Origin of the sequence: Amphibacillus indicireducens (assembly GCF_039539605.1) — a bacterium.
In the GTDB taxonomy this organism is placed as follows: domain Bacteria; phylum Bacillota; class Bacilli; order Bacillales; family Amphibacillaceae; genus Amphibacillus; species Amphibacillus indicireducens.
On the sequence record NZ_BAABDL010000148.1, the window covers coordinates 1 to 17,674 of the forward strand.

Consider the following 17,674-nt stretch of genomic DNA (forward strand, 5'->3'; position numbering starts at 1 on the left):
CATTAAGTCCAAGCCGTTCCCTTTGTTCAGCGATTGTCACTGGGTCAAGGCTCGGATCAATCAAACCCGTTAACGCATCCCCTGGCATTAATTTAGCCATCATAAAAACTAAAACACTCAGTAAGATAATTTGCGGCAACGTTGTAATTAAACGTCTAACGATAAATTTCCACATCGATCAATCACCCTCTTCCTGGCAAAGCGACGAGATGAGTGTCTGTGTGCTGACGCAACGGATAAGCTAAGCCTTTTTCATCGAAATATTGATCATAATCTTGATCATATTCTTTTTGAACAGCTTCTCTAAATTCCTTCTGCTTTGCTCGATTATTTGGATTAATATCAGGAATGGCTGCAACAAGGCGCTTCGTATAAATATGTTGTGGGTTTGCGAAGATATCTTCTGTGTTCCCCTCTTCAACATAACGCCCTTTGTACATAATCCCAATTCGGTCACTCATATGTTTCACAATCCCTAAGTCATGACTGATAAAGAGATAGGTTAAATTTAATTCCTTTTGAATGTCTTTCATAAAGTTGAGTACCTGTGCTTGAACAGACACATCAAGTGCAGATACCGGCTCATCAGCAATAATCAACTTCGGTTTAAGCGCAATTGCTCGCGCAATTCCGATTCGTTGACGCTGACCACCTGAGAATTGGTGTGGATACTTATAAATACTTTCTTCAGAAAGTCCAACTTTCTCTAGTAAGCCTGCAACCTCTAAAAGCTCTTCTCGCTTCGTCATCTTTTCATAGTTTCTCAATGGTTCCGCAACAATATCAAGTACCCGTTTTTTCGGGTTTAATGATGAATACGGATCTTGGAAAATCATTTGAATGTCTTTTCTGAAATCTAACTTTTTATTGGCCTTATCATTCAGATCATTGCCTTGAAACAAAACTTGACCTGATGTAATGTTGTTCAAACCAATGATCGCTCGACCTGTCGTTGTTTTACCAGAACCAGATTCACCAACGAGACCGTAAGTTTTCCCTGCCTCAATCTGGAATGAAACCCCATCAACCGCTCGAACAGCATCAATTTTTCGATTCAGAATTCCACCTCGAATTGGAAAATGAACGTTTAAATCCTTTACTTCAAGAAAGGTCATTTTTGTTCGACCTCCTCTTTATCTGGAAAATGAAAGTGTTGATAGCATGTGCAACGAACAAAGTGTCCTGGCTCAATTTCATGAAGCTCTGGATTGTCCTCGTGCACTGAATCATCGATCCAAGGAATCCGGTCTTTAAAGCGACACCCTGTCCGTGGCAAGTTCGCCAATGATGGAACAATCCCTTGAATCACATGTAATTTATCTTGTTTAGATGAGTCGGTTGAGTTTGGTACTGAATTTAATAATGAACGTGTATATGGATGTTTCGGTTGTTCAAATAATGTTTGAACATCGGCGATCTCAACAATCTCTCCCGCATACATCACAGCAACACGATCAGCCATCTCAGCAACAACACCTAAGTCATGTGTAATTAAAATAATTCCAGCATCCATCTTTTCTTTTAGCTCTCGAATGAGATCTAATATTTGTGCTTGGATCGTCACATCTAAAGCAGTTGTCGGCTCATCAGCAATTAACAACTCTGGATCATTCGCAATCGCAATCGCGATCATCACACGCTGACGCATCCCACCAGATAGTTCGTGTGGGTATTGATCGACAACATAATTTGGCCGAGGAATCCCAACCTGATTCAGCAAATCAATTACCCGGTCATTTAACACCTTTTTCGACAATTTTCGATCATGTAAAAAGAGTGCTTCCCCAATTTGCTCTCCAACTGTCATTAATGGATTTAATGCCGTTAATGGGTCTTGAAAAATCATCGCCATATCTTTACCACGCACATCATTTAAGCGTGATGCTGTCATGTCAATGACATTTTCATCTTTAAATAAGATTTCCCCTTCAGTTTTCGCGCGATTATGCAGGCGCATAATTGAAAAAGCTAACGCACTTTTCCCTGACCCTGATTCACCTACAATAGCCAAGACCTCGTTCTTTTTAACGCTCAATGAGACGTTATCAACTGCCGCATAATAATCATCACGAATTCGAAAGGAGGTATTTAAATTTTTAATTTCTAGTAATTTATTTTTCAACTTTATCCTCCTATGCACCCGTTTGTAACTGTATAATAAGTCAAAATAAAAGAATTATTCTGACAATTAACTCTTTAATTTTTTCCATCTTTGTTTTTAGGTTGAACAAAGTAGGTTAAAAACATTATAGTTAAAAAGTTATAAAAAAGCAATAACTAATCTCAAAATTTTATCAATCTCTTCATAATTTTTAGACTAATTGAAATTTTAAAAACTGTAAGACTATCTTAATCGTTAGTTAATAATAATGCAATATTTCTGTTCCTTCCTATATATATTACTAATCATTCTAGTTCAAAAGGTGTGTCATTTATCATTTTAAGCTTCATTTTTTAACAAATTACGAACATCTTGTTTTTTATTTTTAATTTCTATATAAATGTAACTGTTAAACTATATTTGTAAGTTAGCTCAAAAAAAGGCCTAGAAAAGTAGCAATCTCCTAGGCCAATGTTTTGTCATAAAAAAATTAAAGATCATCTGATCTGTCTAAAGGAAAAAAAGAAATAAAGATGCTACTGTGATTATTCCTGGGATACCACAAAAACCAACAACTGTTGATGTGAATAAGTTGATTGGGATATGTAAGCCAAAGTAGCTACTGACCAAGTTAAGGAAAAACAATACTAATGCACCAATTGCTAGTTTCGTTATGATTGTTGGCAACCATTTAAATGATTTCAGATTAAATAATCCAAATAATAAAAGACAGACGAATATAACTGTAAATGCTAGTTTCATCGTTATTCACTCCTCTAGCACAAATATATGTAGAGAAATAAAAAAAAAGAACGCTCATTATTAAATGAACATTCTCTTAATCTTATTTATTTGCATTTAAATGATAGTACTTTGCTTCCCTTAATAAATAAAAATATTTTATTTCGGCTAGCCTTAAATCAAGTCGTCCGATTTCACTAGGATCGACACTTTGATTGAGAATATCTTTTAATTGGCTCCACTCTTTTTGGAGTTGAAAAATATGATTTAATAGTTTCTTTTCTTCCTTTTTCCAACTTTTCTTACCAAACATGGGCCTTCACATCCTTTTACAGTTCACGTCTTCCTTCTAACGCTTTGGAAAGGGTCACTTCATCTGCATATTCAAGATCGCCCCCCATTGGGAGTCCGTGAGCGATTCGAGTTGTTTTTATTCCTGAAGGTTTAACAAGCCTAGAAATATACATTGCGGTTGCTTCACCTTCCACATTTGGATTGGTTGCCAAAATTAGTTCTGACACACGTTCATCTTTTAATCGATCTAACAAACTAGGTACGTTAATATCTTCTGGACCAATACCATCGATTGGAGAAATTGCTCCATTTAAAATATGGTAGAGTCCATTATATTCACGCATTTTCTCCATCGCAATCACGTCTTTTGGATCTTGAACGACACAAATGATTGTTTGATCGCGTGATTGATCTTGACAGATTGCACATGGATCTTGATCGGTGATGTTGCCACAAATCTGACAATGGGTCAGCTCTCTTTTAGCACTTACTAATGCTTTAGCAAAATCTAAAACATCTTCTTCTTTCATGTTTAATACAAAAAAAGCCAGTCGAACCGCTGTTTTTGGTCCTATTCCTGGCAGTTTTGTAAAGCTATCAATTAGCTTTGAAATTGGTTCTGGATAGTACAAGACTTAAACCTCCTAGAACATTCCTCCGGGTAAATTCATGCCTTGAGTAAATTTGCCCATTTTTTCATTCGTTGTATCTTCAATTTTCGTTAATACTTCGTTAGTTGCTGCAATGATTAAATCTTGAAGCATTTCTACATCGTCTGGATCAACAACTTCTTCATTAATTTCGATATCAAGAATTTCTTTTTTTCCATTGGCAACGACTTTAACCATTTCACCACCAGAGGTTGCTTCAAACGTCATCTCTAGCAGCTCCTCTTGTGCCTTCATCATATCTTTTTGCATCTTTTGCATTTGTTTCATCATTTTATTCATATTTCCCATATTTCCACGCATTTTTGTTTCCTCCTAAATAGTTTTAAATGATTATTGATCGTGAATTTCTAATAAATCATCACCGACGAGCTTTCGTGCTTCAGCAATAATTGGATCTTCTTCAGTCTGTGCAGCAGGATCACCTTGATCCTGTGCTTGTTGACGTTGTTTATCAACATATTCTTGACGTAATTCAAGCCAACTCTGCTCTGGAATCGGAATGAATGACATCACCCTGCCTAACACCTCTAATAAAAGCGATTCAATCAGTTGCTGATGATCGAGCGCAAGAGAACAGTGGATATCATATCTAAAAGCAATCACTAGTCTTTCAGCAGATGCTGCACTTGGTTTCGCATCTTGCAATACCGCATGTGCAGGTGCACTTTGCTGTTTTAACAAATTCATAAATGTCGGCCATTTACTGTGCACATCTTTTAAGTGTTGCTTTTCCGCTTCCGCTAAAACATCACGAATCCGTTCATACGGAATCCGATATTTATTTTTAGTTGTTACAGCCCGCTTACTTGGCTGCTTTGTTTGAACAGTTTCTTTTGCTTGAGCATGATTACTCTTTAATGATTGTAATTCTTTTTCTAGTTTATCAAGCTTTTCTGTTAACTGCAAAAGATGTTGATCATCGATTATTGATGATTTTCCCTCAGCATGTTGGTCAGCGATTTTTAACATAGTAATCTCAATGAAAACTTTAGGTGTATTTGTCCATTTCATTTCTTGTTGACATTGATTCAATTCAGTAATCGCTGTTTGAATCCATTCACTTGATAATTGTTTGTGTAAATCAATAAACGGTTGATCTGCAATTGCACGCTCCAATAAATCAGCTGAATCGGCTGAGTTTTGGTAAATTAATAAATCACGTAAAAAGTAAATTAAGTCATAGACGAGTCGACCTGGATCTTTTCCTTCTTGGATAAAAAGATCAACTAAGTTTAATGCTGTTTTAGCATCTTTTTGAAAAAGTGCATTGATTAATTCTGTTAGTTTTCCTTGTGAAACAGAACCTGTTATCGCCAAAACATCTTCTAACTCGACCACTTCACTACTATATGAAATAGACTGGTCCAATAGACTTAAGGCATCACGCATTCCACCTTCTGCAGCAAGCGCAATCGCATGAAAAGCTTGATCAGACACGTCAATTGCCTCTTTTTCCATAATTTCTTTCATTCGTTCAACTAAAAAAGAATGACCGATTCGCTTAAAGTCAAAGCGTTGACAACGAGAGATAATCGTTAATGGAATTTTATGTGGCTCCGTCGTTGCTAAAATAAAAATGACGTGTTGTGGTGGCTCTTCTAATGTTTTTAATAACGCATTAAATGCACCAATTGATAGCATATGAACTTCATCAATAATATACACTTTATAATCAACAGCACTTGGTGCATATTTGACTTTATCACGGATATCTCGAATTTGTTCAACGCCATTGTTTGACGCAGCATCAATTTCGATCACATCTGAAATGGTTCCATCCTCAATCCCAATACAAGCATCACACTCTCCACATGGTTCTTTAACAGGAGTTGATTGACAGTTAACAGCTTTAGCAAAGATTTTAGCTGCACTTGTTTTACCCGTTCCTCTGGGACCAGAAAATAAATAAGCATGAGAAAACTTATTTTGATAGATCGCATTTTGTAGCGTTCGAGTAATATGTACTTGTCCTACAACATCATTAAAATTTTTAGGTCGCCAAACACGATAAAGGGCTTGATAGCTCATTTTTACTTTGTCCTCCCAACGTGGAATTCCTTTCTATTATAACTGAATTTCAATCTAAATGTGAACGATATCAAATGATTATTTATCAAAATCACTAAAAAGTAAAAAACTCTTACCTACTATAGGCAAGAGCATTTGTTTTTATATAGACGCCGTGCACCTATCCTCGATCACACAACCCTAAGCGTTACATAAGCTCTTGGCTCAGCTCAGGCTTCCCTACGGCACACATGAAAGACCGCTTACTGCTGCTTTCTTCCGAACCTGACAGGGTTCACGGGTTCACGTTGCGCAGGACCCAAACATCAACACCAGTCCTTTATGGCAGACCTTCTTGTTATGCACCTCAGATAGGAATTCAGTCTCGCTATAGCGGCTTGCGAGTACAGGGCACCGCTACCTCCCCACCTAGCACGGCAAGTTTGATAACAAATTTAAGCGCGAATTAGCGCATTTACTATTATAGTCCTTTTGCAAAGAAAAATCAATCGTTTGAGCGTGTTATTTTTTTCCTTTGTTCACTACTCGAAGCTTTTTAAAAAAATCGGTCAATAACGCTGAGCAGGCATCAGCTTTTACACCACCTGCAAGCTCAACCTGGTGATTAAAACGTTCATCTTCTAATAAATTTATAATCGAACCTGCACAGCCCGCTTTTGGATCATATGCTCCGAAGACGACTCGTGGAATCCTCGCTTGCAAAATTGCTCCTGCACACATTTGACAGGGTTCTAACGTAACATATAACGTACAATCCTCTAAACGCCAACTTTTAAATAGGGCATTACCTTTTTCAATCAAAAACATCTCTGCATGTGAAGCCGTTGTTTGCAATGATTCACGTAAATTATAAGCACTAGCAACGACTTCATTATTATGAACGAGCACTGCTCCGATCGGTACTTCTCCTATTTGACCTGCCTTTTTAGCCTCTTCAATGGCAAGACTCATATAATCTTCATCAGTCATTGTATGTTCTCCTTAACTCAAGATCTTATCACTAAGTGTATCAATTTTCTACGAAAAAATGAACTAGATTCCTGTCACTTGCCTAATCTCATTTGCATAAGATAACCCGAGAATACAGATAGGAGGATTTATTGTGCAAATTTATCTTGTTCAACCAGGGGATTCCCTTTACCAAATTGCAAATTCGTTTGGATCATCAATTGACGATATTGTGCAAGCAAATGAATTAGAGACCCCTGAATCACTCGTAGTCGGTCAAGCAATCGTTATTCCTATTGTCGGACAATTTTATTTCGTTAGACCTGGAGATAGTCTTTACACGATTAGCCAAAAATTTAATTTAACAATTGCTGAGTTGGCACAAATTAATGCGATTGATCCTAACCAACCATTACCAGTAAACTTGAGACTTTATATTCCTGAGCAACCAAAACAAATGATTGAATCAAACGCTTATGTTGAGCCGACTGGAAGTACAGTATCGAATACATTGATTAATGCAGCCCAAAAGCATGCTGATCAGTTGACATACCTTGCTCCATTTAGTTATCAAGTCAAACGTGATGGGAGTTTACAAGCACCTTTACTTAATGACTTTCCAAATATCGCACAAAATAATCAGGCAGCATTGATGTTAGTCGTGACCAATTTAGAATCTGGTGCTTTTAGTGAGGAGCTAGGAAGTTTAATCGTCAATGATCATAACGTCCAAAACCGTTTATTCGATCAAATCATTGCAACTGCAAACGAAATTGGCTTCCGTGATGTCCACTTTGATTTTGAATTTCTTCCTGCAAGTGATCGCGAAGCCTACAATCAATTTTTACGACGAGCCAAAACAAGATTAAGTCAAGAAAACTTATTAATGTCAACTGCTTTAGCACCAAAAACAAGTGCAACTCAAGAAGGGCAGTGGTATCAAGCACATGATTACAGGGCACATGGTGAAATTGCTGATTTCGTTGTCTTAATGACTTATGAATGGGGATATAGTGGTGGACCGCCAATGGCCGTTTCTCCAATTGACCAAGTTCGTCGTGTTGTTGACTATGCATTAACAGAGATACCTGCTGAGAAAATTATGCTTGGACAAAATTTATATGGTTATGATTGGACACTGCCCTATGAACCTGGTGGCGATTACGCCCGTGCAATTAGTCCACAACAAGCGATCCAGCTTGCGCATGAAAATAATCAAGCCATTTCCTACGATTCAACAGCCCAAGCACCTTATTTCCAATATATTGATGGTGAAGGTAACAAACACGAAGTTTGGTTTGAAGATGCACGATCGATTCAAGCAAAATTTGATTTAATTAAAGAGAAGCATTTACGAGGGATTAGTTATTGGAAACTCGGCTTATCTTTCCCACAAAATTGGCTACTACTAAGTGATAATTTTACCATTAAAAAATATTAATTAAATCCCACTTCATTAAACAAATGAGGTGGGATTTAATTTTGATTATCATTCAAAATTATCTTAATCAATCATGTATAGAATTGTTAAAATCACTCAAACTAGACTTGAAAATGAGGTGAGTCTTTTGCTTAGAAAGAAAAAAGAAAAAAATGAAAATAATCAAATAAGTTCTGATCTTAGTAAAAATATTGATCAAATAAAAAACGATTTTTCTTATGGACTAAACAGCGACTTTTCGATTAGAAAATTAACAGCTAAATATAATCAAAGGAATATTGCCCTTTGCTATTTAGACTCACTTGTCAACAGCGATAAAATTGAACAATCGATTATTCAACCTTTACTTGAACAAGAAGGAGAATCAATCATCAATATTGTGACAATTGAAACAATTGATATTGTGACAAATACCTCCATAATTAATAACCATGTTACAAGTGGAAGGGTTATTTTATTTATAGACAGCCATCCAAAGGCGTATGCAATTGATGTTGCTAAATTTGAATATCGTAATGTCAGTCAAGCAGAAAATGAAAGTGTAATTCGTGGCCCAAAAGAGGCTTTCATCGAATCGCTAAATGTCAATATTTCGTTGATCCGAAATCAAATTCGTAACAAACAGTTAGTCACAGAATCACAACATATTGGCGAACGATCAAAACAAGATGTACAACTCGTCTATATTAAAGATCTGGTCAATAATCAACTATTAGAAGAAGTTCGAGGAAGAATTAATCAAATACAAATAGACTCTGTTCAAAATCTTGAATTATTAGAACAGTATATTGAGGACAGACCACTATCACTCTTTCCAACAATTTTATATACAGAACGACCTGATAACGCATGTTTGTATATTAATCGTGGACATGTTGTTCTCTTGATGGAGAGTTCAGCAGCATGTTTGATCGTTCCAGTTACCTTTTGGTCCTTTTTCCATAACGCAGAAGACCGTTATGCTCGCTTTATTTTCGGTAATTTTTCTAGATTAATTCGGCTCTTTGCTCTTTATTTTACGACAATGATTTCAGCAACGTATGTTGCGTTAGCAAACTTTCATAGTGAACTAATCCCACCCGATCTATTATTAGAAATTGCGGCTTCAAGAGATAAAGTGCCTTTTCCATTATTTTTAGAAATAATTTTAATGGAGTTTGCCTTTGAATTAATTCGTGAAGCTGGGGTACGAACCCCAAATCCACTGGGTACAACCATTAGTATTGTTGGTGCTTTAATTTTAGGGCAAGCTGCCGTAGAAGCTAATATTGTCAGTCCAATTATTGTCATCATCAGTGCATTATCTGGTTTAGCATCCTTTGCAATCAGTGATCCAAGTCTTAACTTTACCGTTAGACTAACACGATTTATTTTCATTTTCTCTGCTGTATTTTATGGGATATATAGCCTCATGGCTGTGTTTACCCTTTGGTTTATGTATGCTGCATCACTCAAGTCTTTTGGGGTTCCTTATTTTGCACCTTTAGCACCAAGTTATCAATCAAATGATGATACCTATTTTAGAAAACCATTGAATAGGGAAAAATCCCGTCCAGGTTACTTATTACCGAAAGATTTAAAAAGAATGAGAAATTAACGGAGGTACAAGTTGTGAAGGTGAATAGTAAACTGTCTACCTATGAAATATTTGCTTTAACAAACATTGCAATCGTTATGATCATAACAGATACAACACCTTCTTTACTTGCTCAAAACACAAAAAATGCCTTTTGGTTTGTTCCATTAATTTCCTTTTTAGTTGTGTTACCATCTTTTCTGATCCTACTTTATTTACTACGCAAGTATAATGCAGAACATCTTGTTGAACTATTAGAAATATTATTTGGAAAATTCTTAGGTAAGGTATTTGCTTTTATTGTATTTATGGCAAACTTCCTTTGGCTTGCTTTAGATAAAAGAAGTTATGTTGGACAAATTAAACTTCTCTATTTTGAACAATCGCAATTGTTTTCTATTTTTATTATACTCGCCATTGTTTGTATTTTTGGAGCAGTTAGAGGGATAAAAGTAATTGGCTACACAGCAAAATTGTTTTTCCCTTACTTTCAAATTTCGCTCATCATATTAATCATATTAATCATCCCTTCACTAATACCTGAGCGTATTTTCCCTATCTTTGGATCCGGTTTGACTGAGGTCATCCAAGAAGGAGTTCTTAAAGGATCAATTTTTTCGAAATTCACCTTACTTTTAATGGTATTACCTGCCGTTAAAGAACCTAAATATTTTTATAAGGGGACACTTTTAGGACTAATGATTTCAGTCATTCAAATTATCTTTTTCTATTTTATTTATACGACTTTTTTTGACTATGATTCAATTGCAACAACGCCATTCCCCTTTCATGAAGTCACCCAATACATTAGACTAGGGGATTTTTTTACTAACATAGAAACCTTTTTTTTAATATTTTGGTTGTTAGCAACGTTTATTCGATTTATTTTGTTTTTATATTTAATCTCTTGGTTGTTTGGTGCGATCTTTCAGATAAATAATTTTGAACTTCTGATTTTACCGATTGGATTTTTATTAATGCTTGTTGGTCTGTTACCAAATAACGCTATTGTGACAGAGGTTGTTTATCGTAACAATCTTTTTAATCTATTAACACCGATTATCATAATTATTCCATTTATATTATTGATTCGTCATTTTTTCAAGCAAAGAACGGGGCGATTATCTTGAAACAATTAATTGGATTTATCATCAGTTTGCTTTCTCTCACTTTGATTGGATGTGAAGATTTGATGGAGCTTGAAAAACAATCTTATGTGATTGCTGTAGGTGTTGACTTAACTGAGCAAGAAGGGCTATTTCAATTTACTTTTCAAATCGCTAATCCAAAAATAGATGATGCATCAGGTGGCGCCACTCAAACGATTTCAATTCCAACTTCTGATCTAATTACAGCAACTGATATTGCTAATAATTTTGTTACGAAGAAAATTAATCTTGATCATACACGTGTGATCATTATTTCTGAAGAACTTGCAAGAACAGGTCAATTTATTAGCATCCTTCAGCCGTCATCACGAACAACTCAAATGAGGCGTAATATTCAAATTATAGTTACAAAGGAAAAAGCAGAAACTTTTTTAAGAATTGCTTCTCCAGAATTAGAAAATAAACCTCATAAATATTATCAGTTTATGATTACACGTGCATCTGAAACAGGAGTTATTCCAGAGGCTGATTTCCACCATTTTTTTCAAATTACAGAAGGAAAGGATGACTTATTTTTAGCAATCTTTGCGTCAGCTGTACACCAAGAAGAAGATCTCAGTAAACCCTCTATTGAAAAAATTGCTGGAGAACTCATAACAACTGGAGGAAACCCCGCACAATTTATGGGTTCTGCTGTTTTTAAAAATGGTAAAATGATTGATATTTTAAATGCTCAAGAAACAAGAATGACGACTATATTAGATAAAACAAAAAAAATGGATGATATCATATCTGCTTTTCCTGATCCGATTAATCCAACTTACAATATTGCAGGGAATTTCATTCAAAAAGAAGAGTGCAATATTGATATTAAGTATGATGCTGAAAATAACCATGCTTCAATTAATGTTTTTGTTCCCTTTGAATTTGAAACGGTAGCTATACCTAGTATGATTAGGTACTCTGATGATAATGAATTAAAAAAAATACTCAAAAAAGCATTAGAAGAGCATTATCAATCAATTGCTGAAAAATTAATTATTAAAACACAACAACAATATCAAGCAGAACCTTTTTATTGGTCACTCTTCATTCGGAAGTTTTTTAATGACATTCCTAGTTATGAAGAAGCAAATTGGAGTGAAGATATTTACCCAAATGCAGATATTAATGTCGTTTTTCAATTACAAAGACTTGAATTTGGTAAATCACTTTATGATACAAACCTTAATGAAATGGGTGATTAATATGATTGTATTTTCATTAATATTAATTTGTCTATATATAACTTACTATTGCATTCATTTTTGTCTCCATTTAAAAAAGGATAAAAATTATCTTGGAATGACGTCTATAATGATCCTTAATTTAAGCATCATCACTCTCACAACAAGTTTAATTGTCATTCATTATTAGTTTTACTCATAACAAAAAAACTTAGCTAGGGTATCTTAGCTAAGTTTTATTTATATCGTCATATGAATTGTATAATTATGGCGGAGGAAGAGGGATTCGAACCCCCGCGGGCCGTGAAGCCCCTGTCGGTTTTCAAGACCGATCCCTTCAGCCGGGCTTGGGTATTCCTCCGTGAACTGACGACAAGATTAATAATATCAGTTCTAATTATACTTGTCAATATCTTTTTAACTTAAGTGCTTAATTTTTATGATTCGCGATTAAGGTAAACGATTGCCGGCAGTTCGGTATAGATCATACCATTCCTCTCTCAGAAGTGTGATCTCAGCTGCTTTAGCAATTTCTTTTAAGCGCTCTCTGTTCATTGTTCCAACTATCGGTTGCATTTTTGCTGGGTGGCGAAGTAACCAAGCAATCGCTATCGTTGTTTTCGTCACGTTATATTTATCTGCATAATGTTGTAATTTTTGATTAACCTCAGGAAACTTATCATTATCGATAAATACACCTTCAAAAAAGCCATATTGGAATGGTGACCATGGTTGAATTGTCATGTTATGGAGTCGACTATAATCTAAAATACCCCCATCTCTGACGTAAGCTGGCTCATCCTGCATATTAACATTTAATCCCGCATCAATCATTGGTGTGAACATTAAACTCATCTGCAATTGATTTGCAATGAGATCTTGGTTAAGAGATTTTTTTAGCAATTCAATTTGATACGGATTATGATTGCTAACACCAAAATGACGAACCTTACCACTTTGATAAAGGTGATCAAAAGCTTCAGCCACTTCCTCTGGCTCAACCAATGCATCTGGTCGATGGAGTAAAAATACATCAATATAATCTGTTTTTAATCGTTTTAAACTACCTTCAACTGAATTAATAATATGATCTTTTGAAAAATCAAAAAAACCATTACGAATCCCACATTTTGTTTGAATGATCATTTTCTCACGAATCGAAGGATTCATATCGATTGCTTCAGCAAAAATCTCTTCCGACTTTCCCTGTCCATATAAATCTGCATGATCAAAGAAATTAATGCCTAACTCTAATGCATTTTCAATCACTCGATTTGCATCTTCTATCGATAGCCCATTCATCCGCATACAACCTAAACCGATTGTACTGACATTTAAGTCACTCGTTCCTAATTTAATCTGTCTCATCAAATCACTCCTATTTAATTATTTCTTTACCCCCCATATATGGTTGTAAAACCTTTGGAATTGTTATTGATCCATCAGCATTTTGATAATTTTCTAAGATCGCGGCAACTGTTCGTCCGATTGCTAAGCCTGAGCCGTTTAATGTGTGAACAAATTCTGGTTTGCCTTTATCTTCACGGCGGAAACGAATATTCGCTCGCCTCGCTTGGAATGCTTCAAAGTTAGAACATGATGAAATTTCTCGATACGTATCGTTACTTGGCATCCAGACTTCAATATCGTATTTTTTTGCTGCGGTAAAACCTAAATCAGCTGTACACATGCTCATCACACGATATGGAAGCTCTAATAATTGTAAGACTTTTTCCGCATTGTTTGTTAATTCCTCTAGCACTTGATAAGAGTCTTCCAGCTTAACAAATTGGACGAGTTCAACTTTATTAAACTGGTGTTGGCGAATTAAGCCTCTCGTATCTCGGCCAGCTGAACCTGCTTCTGAGCGGAATGAAGCACTGTAAGCAACAAATTTTTGTGGTAAATCATCTGCTGATAAAATTTCATCACGTAAATAGTTCGTCACAGGTACCTCTGCTGTTGGAACGAGGAAATATTCCCAATCCTCAATTTTAAACGCATCCTCTGCAAACTTAGGTAGCTGTCCTGTTCCAATCATGCTCGTTCGATTGACTAGGTAAGGTGGCAACATTTCTTCATACCCATGCTCATCAGCATGCAAATCCATCATAAAATTGAGTAGCGCACGCTCTAAACGAGCACCTAAGCCTTTATAGAAAACGAAGCGACTTCCTGTTGTTTTAGCTGCCCGTTCAAAGTCTAAGATGTCTAATTCTGTTGCCAATTCCCAGTGGGGTTTTTGTTCGAATTCAGGTGTGGCAACTTCCCCCCATGTTCTTGCGACAACATTATCATCTTCAGTTTCACCAATTGGAACAGATTCATGAGGAATATTTGGAATTGAAAACATAATTTTTTCTAGTTTTTCATCTAATTCCTTTAATTCATCATCGATCGTTTTAATTTCATCTCCAACTGTTCGCATTTCTTTGATCATTGCATCTGCATCTTGCTTATCACGTTTTAATTGAGCAATTTCCTTCGATACATCGTTTCGTTTCGCTTTCAATACTTCTGTTTTAGCAATTAACTCTCGTCTTTTTTGATCAACCGCTTCAAATTGATCTAAGTCTGATAAATCCTCACCGCGTGCTTGTAATTTTTCTTTTACTGCCTGAAAATTTTGACGTAATAACTTAATATCTAACATCAAATTTCCTCCTTCATTTATAATAAATTTATTTTTTTAGAAAACTTGGCATTCGCCAAGCCTTTAGGCGAATGCCTTAGTTGCACTTACGTAGTAAGAAAGTTGTTATACTTTCTTATCTACCAATAAAAAAACTCCCGTCCCTAAAATAGAAAGGGACGAGAGTAACTCCCGCGATACCACCCCGATTGAAGACAATTGTCTTCCGGCTTGAAGTCAAATAACGGTGACGAAACCGGATATGCTTGTGACCACACATCACTCAAAGGATGGATTCATTACCTGTTCACACTGGTTTTCACCGACCACCAGCTCGCTAAAGTTGAAATCGATAATTACTATTTCCTATCAACGCATTGTTTTATTGATTAATTTGCTTTCATCATATCGGATCAGACAGATTGATGCAAGTTTTTTTTAAAAAATTTATTCGCTCCGATCCTGCATTCTTTCATGAGCTGAAAGTGATCCTATTTCGATCCCTTTCATTGCTTCACCGAGTCCTTTTGAAACCTCTGCGATTAACTGATAATCTTGGTAGTTTTTCGTTGCTTGAACAATTGCTTTAGCAAACTTCTCAGGGTTTTCAGACTTAAAGATACCGGATCCAACAAAGACACCATCTGCACCTAATTCCATCATTAGCGCAGCATCAGCCGGTGTTGCAACACCTCCTGCTGCAAAGTTGGCAACTGGTAAACGGCCTTCTTCTCTAATTTTAAGTAAAACTTCATAAGGCGCACCGAGCTCTTTTGCATACGTCATCACTTCATCAATTGACATGTGCACAAGTTTGTTAACTTGTGCATTGACTTGACGCAAATGGCGAACAGCTTCAACGATATTACCTGTACCTGGCTCACCTTTCGTACGCAGCATTGAACTTCCTTCGCCAATTCGACGAGATGCTTCACCAAGATCTCGACAACCTGTTACAAATGGAACGGTATAATCTCGTTTATTTAGATGATAAATATCATCTGCAGGAGTTAGAACCTCACTCTCATCGATATAATCAACACCTAAAGCTTCTAATACACGTGCTTCAACAATATGGCCAATTCGTGCTTTTGCCATAACAGGAATCGATACCGCATTCACAACTTCCTCAACAATTGTTGGATCAGCCATCCGAGCAACTCCACCTGCAGCACGAATATCTGATGGAACACGCTCAAGTGCCATAACAGCGACAGCACCAGCCTCTTCAGCTATTTTTGCTTGTTCAGCATTGATAACGTCCATAATGACGCCACCATCTCTAAAATCAACTTTTTTCGTCACTATTATTTCCCCCTTAATTTTTTATTTAAAATTAGCAGCCAAATTGATTCAAATTTCAAATTTTTTGATTAGCTAATATTTTATATCACCTTTAGACTGAACGCAAGTTAATCTTACTTTGTTTAACAAAAAAAGCTCAATGGTAGACATTAAATTCTATCATTGAACTTTTAAAATTAAAACCAACCCGTTACTGTATCTACGACTGTTGAAAATAATTGACTGAAGAAATCACCAATTGCACCAAGCATTAACATAAACCAATTATTTTGTTCAACACTATCAACAGCTATTAAATCAAAAGTTTGTTGATCTTGATCTGCTAAAATACTTCCATAATCAGCATTACCGTGATAATTTAATTTAACTTCACCAATTTTTTCACCTTTTTCAATCGGTGCAACAAGTTTGCCATCTTCATTTAATTTTGTTTCATCTAAAACATATTCAATTGAGTAAGCATCTTCTTCGCCTGTTCGAACAACTGATGTGATCTGTTCGGCTAATTCAACAGCGACAACATCTTCTTTCCCTTTTGCTACTTCAATCGTTTCATGATCAGCTAATTGATAACCTGCTTGATATAGATCGAGCTTTTGAAATTCCCCAAAACCATAATTTAATAATTTTGCTGTTTCTTCAAATCGTGAACCATAGCTATCAGCTTTCATAACAACTGTGATTAAACGACGGCCATCTCTAATTGCTGTACCAGTAAAGCAGTAACCAGCAACTTCTGTATAACCTGTTTTTAACCCATCAACACCATCAACGTGATACTGAGCAAAGTTTGTATTATTCCATGGAAGCATCCAGTTTAAGTTTTCAAGTGGTTGGTCATCTAATTCTGACATTAGTGTACTTGAAAATTCAAGTGCTTCAGGGTAATCGTTAATTAAATGATAAGCTAGCAAAGCAGCAGAACGAGCTGAAATTAAATTATCACCGTTCGGATCCGTTCCTTCTGGATAATTTTCACCTAAACTTGTATTTGTTAAACCAGTTGAGTTAACAAATTCAAAGTCTGTTAAACCTAATTCTCTACCTTTTTCATTCATTCGTTTAACAAATTCCCCTTCAGAACCTGCGATTAGTTCTGCGAGAGCAATTGTTGTGGCGTTATCAGAAATAATCGCCATCCCTTCATAAAGTTCACGAACGGTATAATCTTTATTCTGTCTTAAACCAATTCCAGAAAAAGAGTTGTTGGCTGAAATAGAGTAAGGATAATCACTGATCCATGTTGTGGTATCCCAAGTGATTTGCCCTTCTGCAATAGCTTCTAGTACTAAATACTCTGTCATCATTTTTGTCATACTTGCTGGTGGTAGTTTTAAATCAGCATTTTTGGCAAATAAAATTTCGCCGGTGTCAGCATCAACTAAAATAGCTGATTCTGCTTCTATGTTAAGTGATTGTGCATTCACTAAAGTTAAATTAGTTTGAAATAGACTTACGATAAATGTGATCACAATTAAATTGAAAAATATCTTTTTATACAGTTTCAATAGTTTCCCCTCCAAAATCTCTTTCGTATTGTCTAAAGTTTTATAGTAAAAACCTTCGTTTTTATTGATATATAGCCTTTTAACACAAAAAAAC

General features: G+C 35.7%; 16 protein-coding genes, 1 tRNA gene, 1 other RNA gene, 1 pseudogene and 1 other annotated feature. Of the genes and pseudogenes, 4 read left to right on the plus strand and 15 right to left on the minus strand.

Annotation, left to right across the window (positions count from 1 at the left end; translation table 11 throughout):
- The 10 genes and pseudogenes from ABD814_RS12635 to tadA all read right to left on the minus strand — a co-directional run.
- A pseudogene (locus ABD814_RS12635) lies at positions 1–175 on the minus strand (ABC transporter permease); the annotation flags it as partial.
- A gap of 7 nt (positions 176–182) precedes the next feature.
- The gene (locus ABD814_RS12640; protein WP_344913902.1) at positions 183–1,115 is read right to left on the minus strand and encodes an ABC transporter ATP-binding protein; all 933 of its coding nucleotides are present in this window, start codon (positions 1,113–1,115) and stop codon (positions 183–185) included.
- Positions 1,112–2,122 (minus strand): ABC transporter ATP-binding protein, encoded by a 1,011-nt coding sequence (locus ABD814_RS12645; RefSeq protein WP_344913905.1) that lies wholly within the window; start codon positions 2,120–2,122, stop codon positions 1,112–1,114. Before ABD814_RS12645 ends, ABD814_RS12640 begins: the two co-directional genes overlap by 4 nt.
- Before the next feature lie 489 nt (positions 2,123–2,611).
- Complete coding sequence (locus ABD814_RS12650; protein WP_344913908.1) at positions 2,612–2,863, minus strand: pro-sigmaK processing inhibitor BofA family protein; 252 nt, start codon at positions 2,861–2,863, stop codon at positions 2,612–2,614.
- A gap of 82 nt (positions 2,864–2,945) precedes the next feature.
- Positions 2,946–3,155, minus strand: a complete 210-nt coding sequence (locus tag ABD814_RS12655) for a YaaL family protein (protein WP_344913911.1) — start codon at positions 3,153–3,155, stop codon at positions 2,946–2,948.
- 16 nt (positions 3,156–3,171) lie between these two features.
- Positions 3,172–3,768: a recombination mediator RecR gene (gene recR, locus ABD814_RS12660; protein WP_344913914.1), complete on the minus strand. Its 597-nt coding sequence runs from the start codon at positions 3,766–3,768 to the stop codon at positions 3,172–3,174.
- A gap of 12 nt (positions 3,769–3,780) precedes the next feature.
- Positions 3,781–4,107 (minus strand): YbaB/EbfC family nucleoid-associated protein, encoded by a 327-nt coding sequence (locus ABD814_RS12665; protein ID WP_344913917.1) that lies wholly within the window; start codon positions 4,105–4,107, stop codon positions 3,781–3,783.
- A 30-nt stretch (positions 4,108–4,137) separates the two neighbouring features.
- Entirely contained in the window at positions 4,138–5,835 is a 1,698-nt protein-coding gene (gene dnaX, locus ABD814_RS12670) for a DNA polymerase III subunit gamma/tau (protein ID WP_344913920.1), read from the minus strand.
- 152 nt (positions 5,836–5,987) lie between these two features.
- Positions 5,988–6,252: signal recognition particle sRNA large type (ffs, locus tag ABD814_RS12675), an RNA gene on the minus strand.
- A gap of 84 nt (positions 6,253–6,336) precedes the next feature.
- On the minus strand, positions 6,337–6,804 hold the full coding sequence (gene tadA, locus ABD814_RS12680) for a tRNA adenosine(34) deaminase TadA (protein ID WP_344913923.1): 468 nt from the start codon (positions 6,802–6,804) through the stop codon (positions 6,337–6,339).
- 133 nt (positions 6,805–6,937) lie between these two features.
- Here tadA and ABD814_RS12685 point away from each other — a divergent pair, with 133 nt between their 5' ends.
- The 4 genes from ABD814_RS12685 to ABD814_RS12700 all read left to right on the plus strand — a co-directional run bounded on the left by ABD814_RS12685 (position 6,938) and on the right by ABD814_RS12700 (position 12,156).
- Positions 6,938–8,224, plus strand: a complete 1,287-nt coding sequence (locus ABD814_RS12685; protein ID WP_344913926.1) for a glycosyl hydrolase family 18 protein — start codon at positions 6,938–6,940, stop codon at positions 8,222–8,224.
- 118 nt (positions 8,225–8,342) lie between these two features.
- The gene (locus ABD814_RS12690) at positions 8,343–9,821 is read left to right on the plus strand and encodes a spore germination protein (RefSeq protein WP_344913946.1); all 1,479 of its coding nucleotides are present in this window, start codon (positions 8,343–8,345) and stop codon (positions 9,819–9,821) included.
- A 14-nt stretch (positions 9,822–9,835) separates the two neighbouring features.
- Entirely contained in the window at positions 9,836–10,930 is a 1,095-nt protein-coding gene (locus ABD814_RS12695) for a GerAB/ArcD/ProY family transporter (protein ID WP_344913929.1), read from the plus strand.
- Positions 10,927–12,156, plus strand: a complete 1,230-nt coding sequence (locus tag ABD814_RS12700) for a Ger(x)C family spore germination protein (RefSeq protein WP_344913931.1) — start codon at positions 10,927–10,929, stop codon at positions 12,154–12,156. Before ABD814_RS12695 ends, ABD814_RS12700 begins: the two co-directional genes overlap by 4 nt.
- Before the next feature lie 247 nt (positions 12,157–12,403).
- Here the strand turns inward: ABD814_RS12700 and ABD814_RS12705 are convergent.
- From ABD814_RS12705 to ABD814_RS12725, 5 genes are all read right to left on the minus strand, one after another.
- Positions 12,404–12,496 (minus strand) — tRNA-Ser (locus ABD814_RS12705).
- A gap of 89 nt (positions 12,497–12,585) precedes the next feature.
- On the minus strand, positions 12,586–13,503 hold the full coding sequence (locus ABD814_RS12710; protein ID WP_344913934.1) for an aldo/keto reductase: 918 nt from the start codon (positions 13,501–13,503) through the stop codon (positions 12,586–12,588).
- Between the two features lie 10 nt (positions 13,504–13,513).
- The gene (serS, locus tag ABD814_RS12715) at positions 13,514–14,788 is read right to left on the minus strand and encodes a serine--tRNA ligase (protein WP_344913937.1); all 1,275 of its coding nucleotides are present in this window, start codon (positions 14,786–14,788) and stop codon (positions 13,514–13,516) included.
- Between the two features lie 151 nt (positions 14,789–14,939).
- Positions 14,940–15,149, minus strand: a binding site (T-box leader).
- A 65-nt stretch (positions 15,150–15,214) separates the two neighbouring features.
- Entirely contained in the window at positions 15,215–16,072 is an 858-nt protein-coding gene (pdxS, locus tag ABD814_RS12720; RefSeq protein WP_344913940.1) for a pyridoxal 5'-phosphate synthase lyase subunit PdxS, read from the minus strand.
- 176 nt (positions 16,073–16,248) lie between these two features.
- Positions 16,249–17,580: a D-alanyl-D-alanine carboxypeptidase family protein gene (locus tag ABD814_RS12725; protein ID WP_344913943.1), complete on the minus strand. Its 1,332-nt coding sequence runs from the start codon at positions 17,578–17,580 to the stop codon at positions 16,249–16,251.
- Between the last annotated feature and the right edge of the window lie 94 nt (positions 17,581–17,674).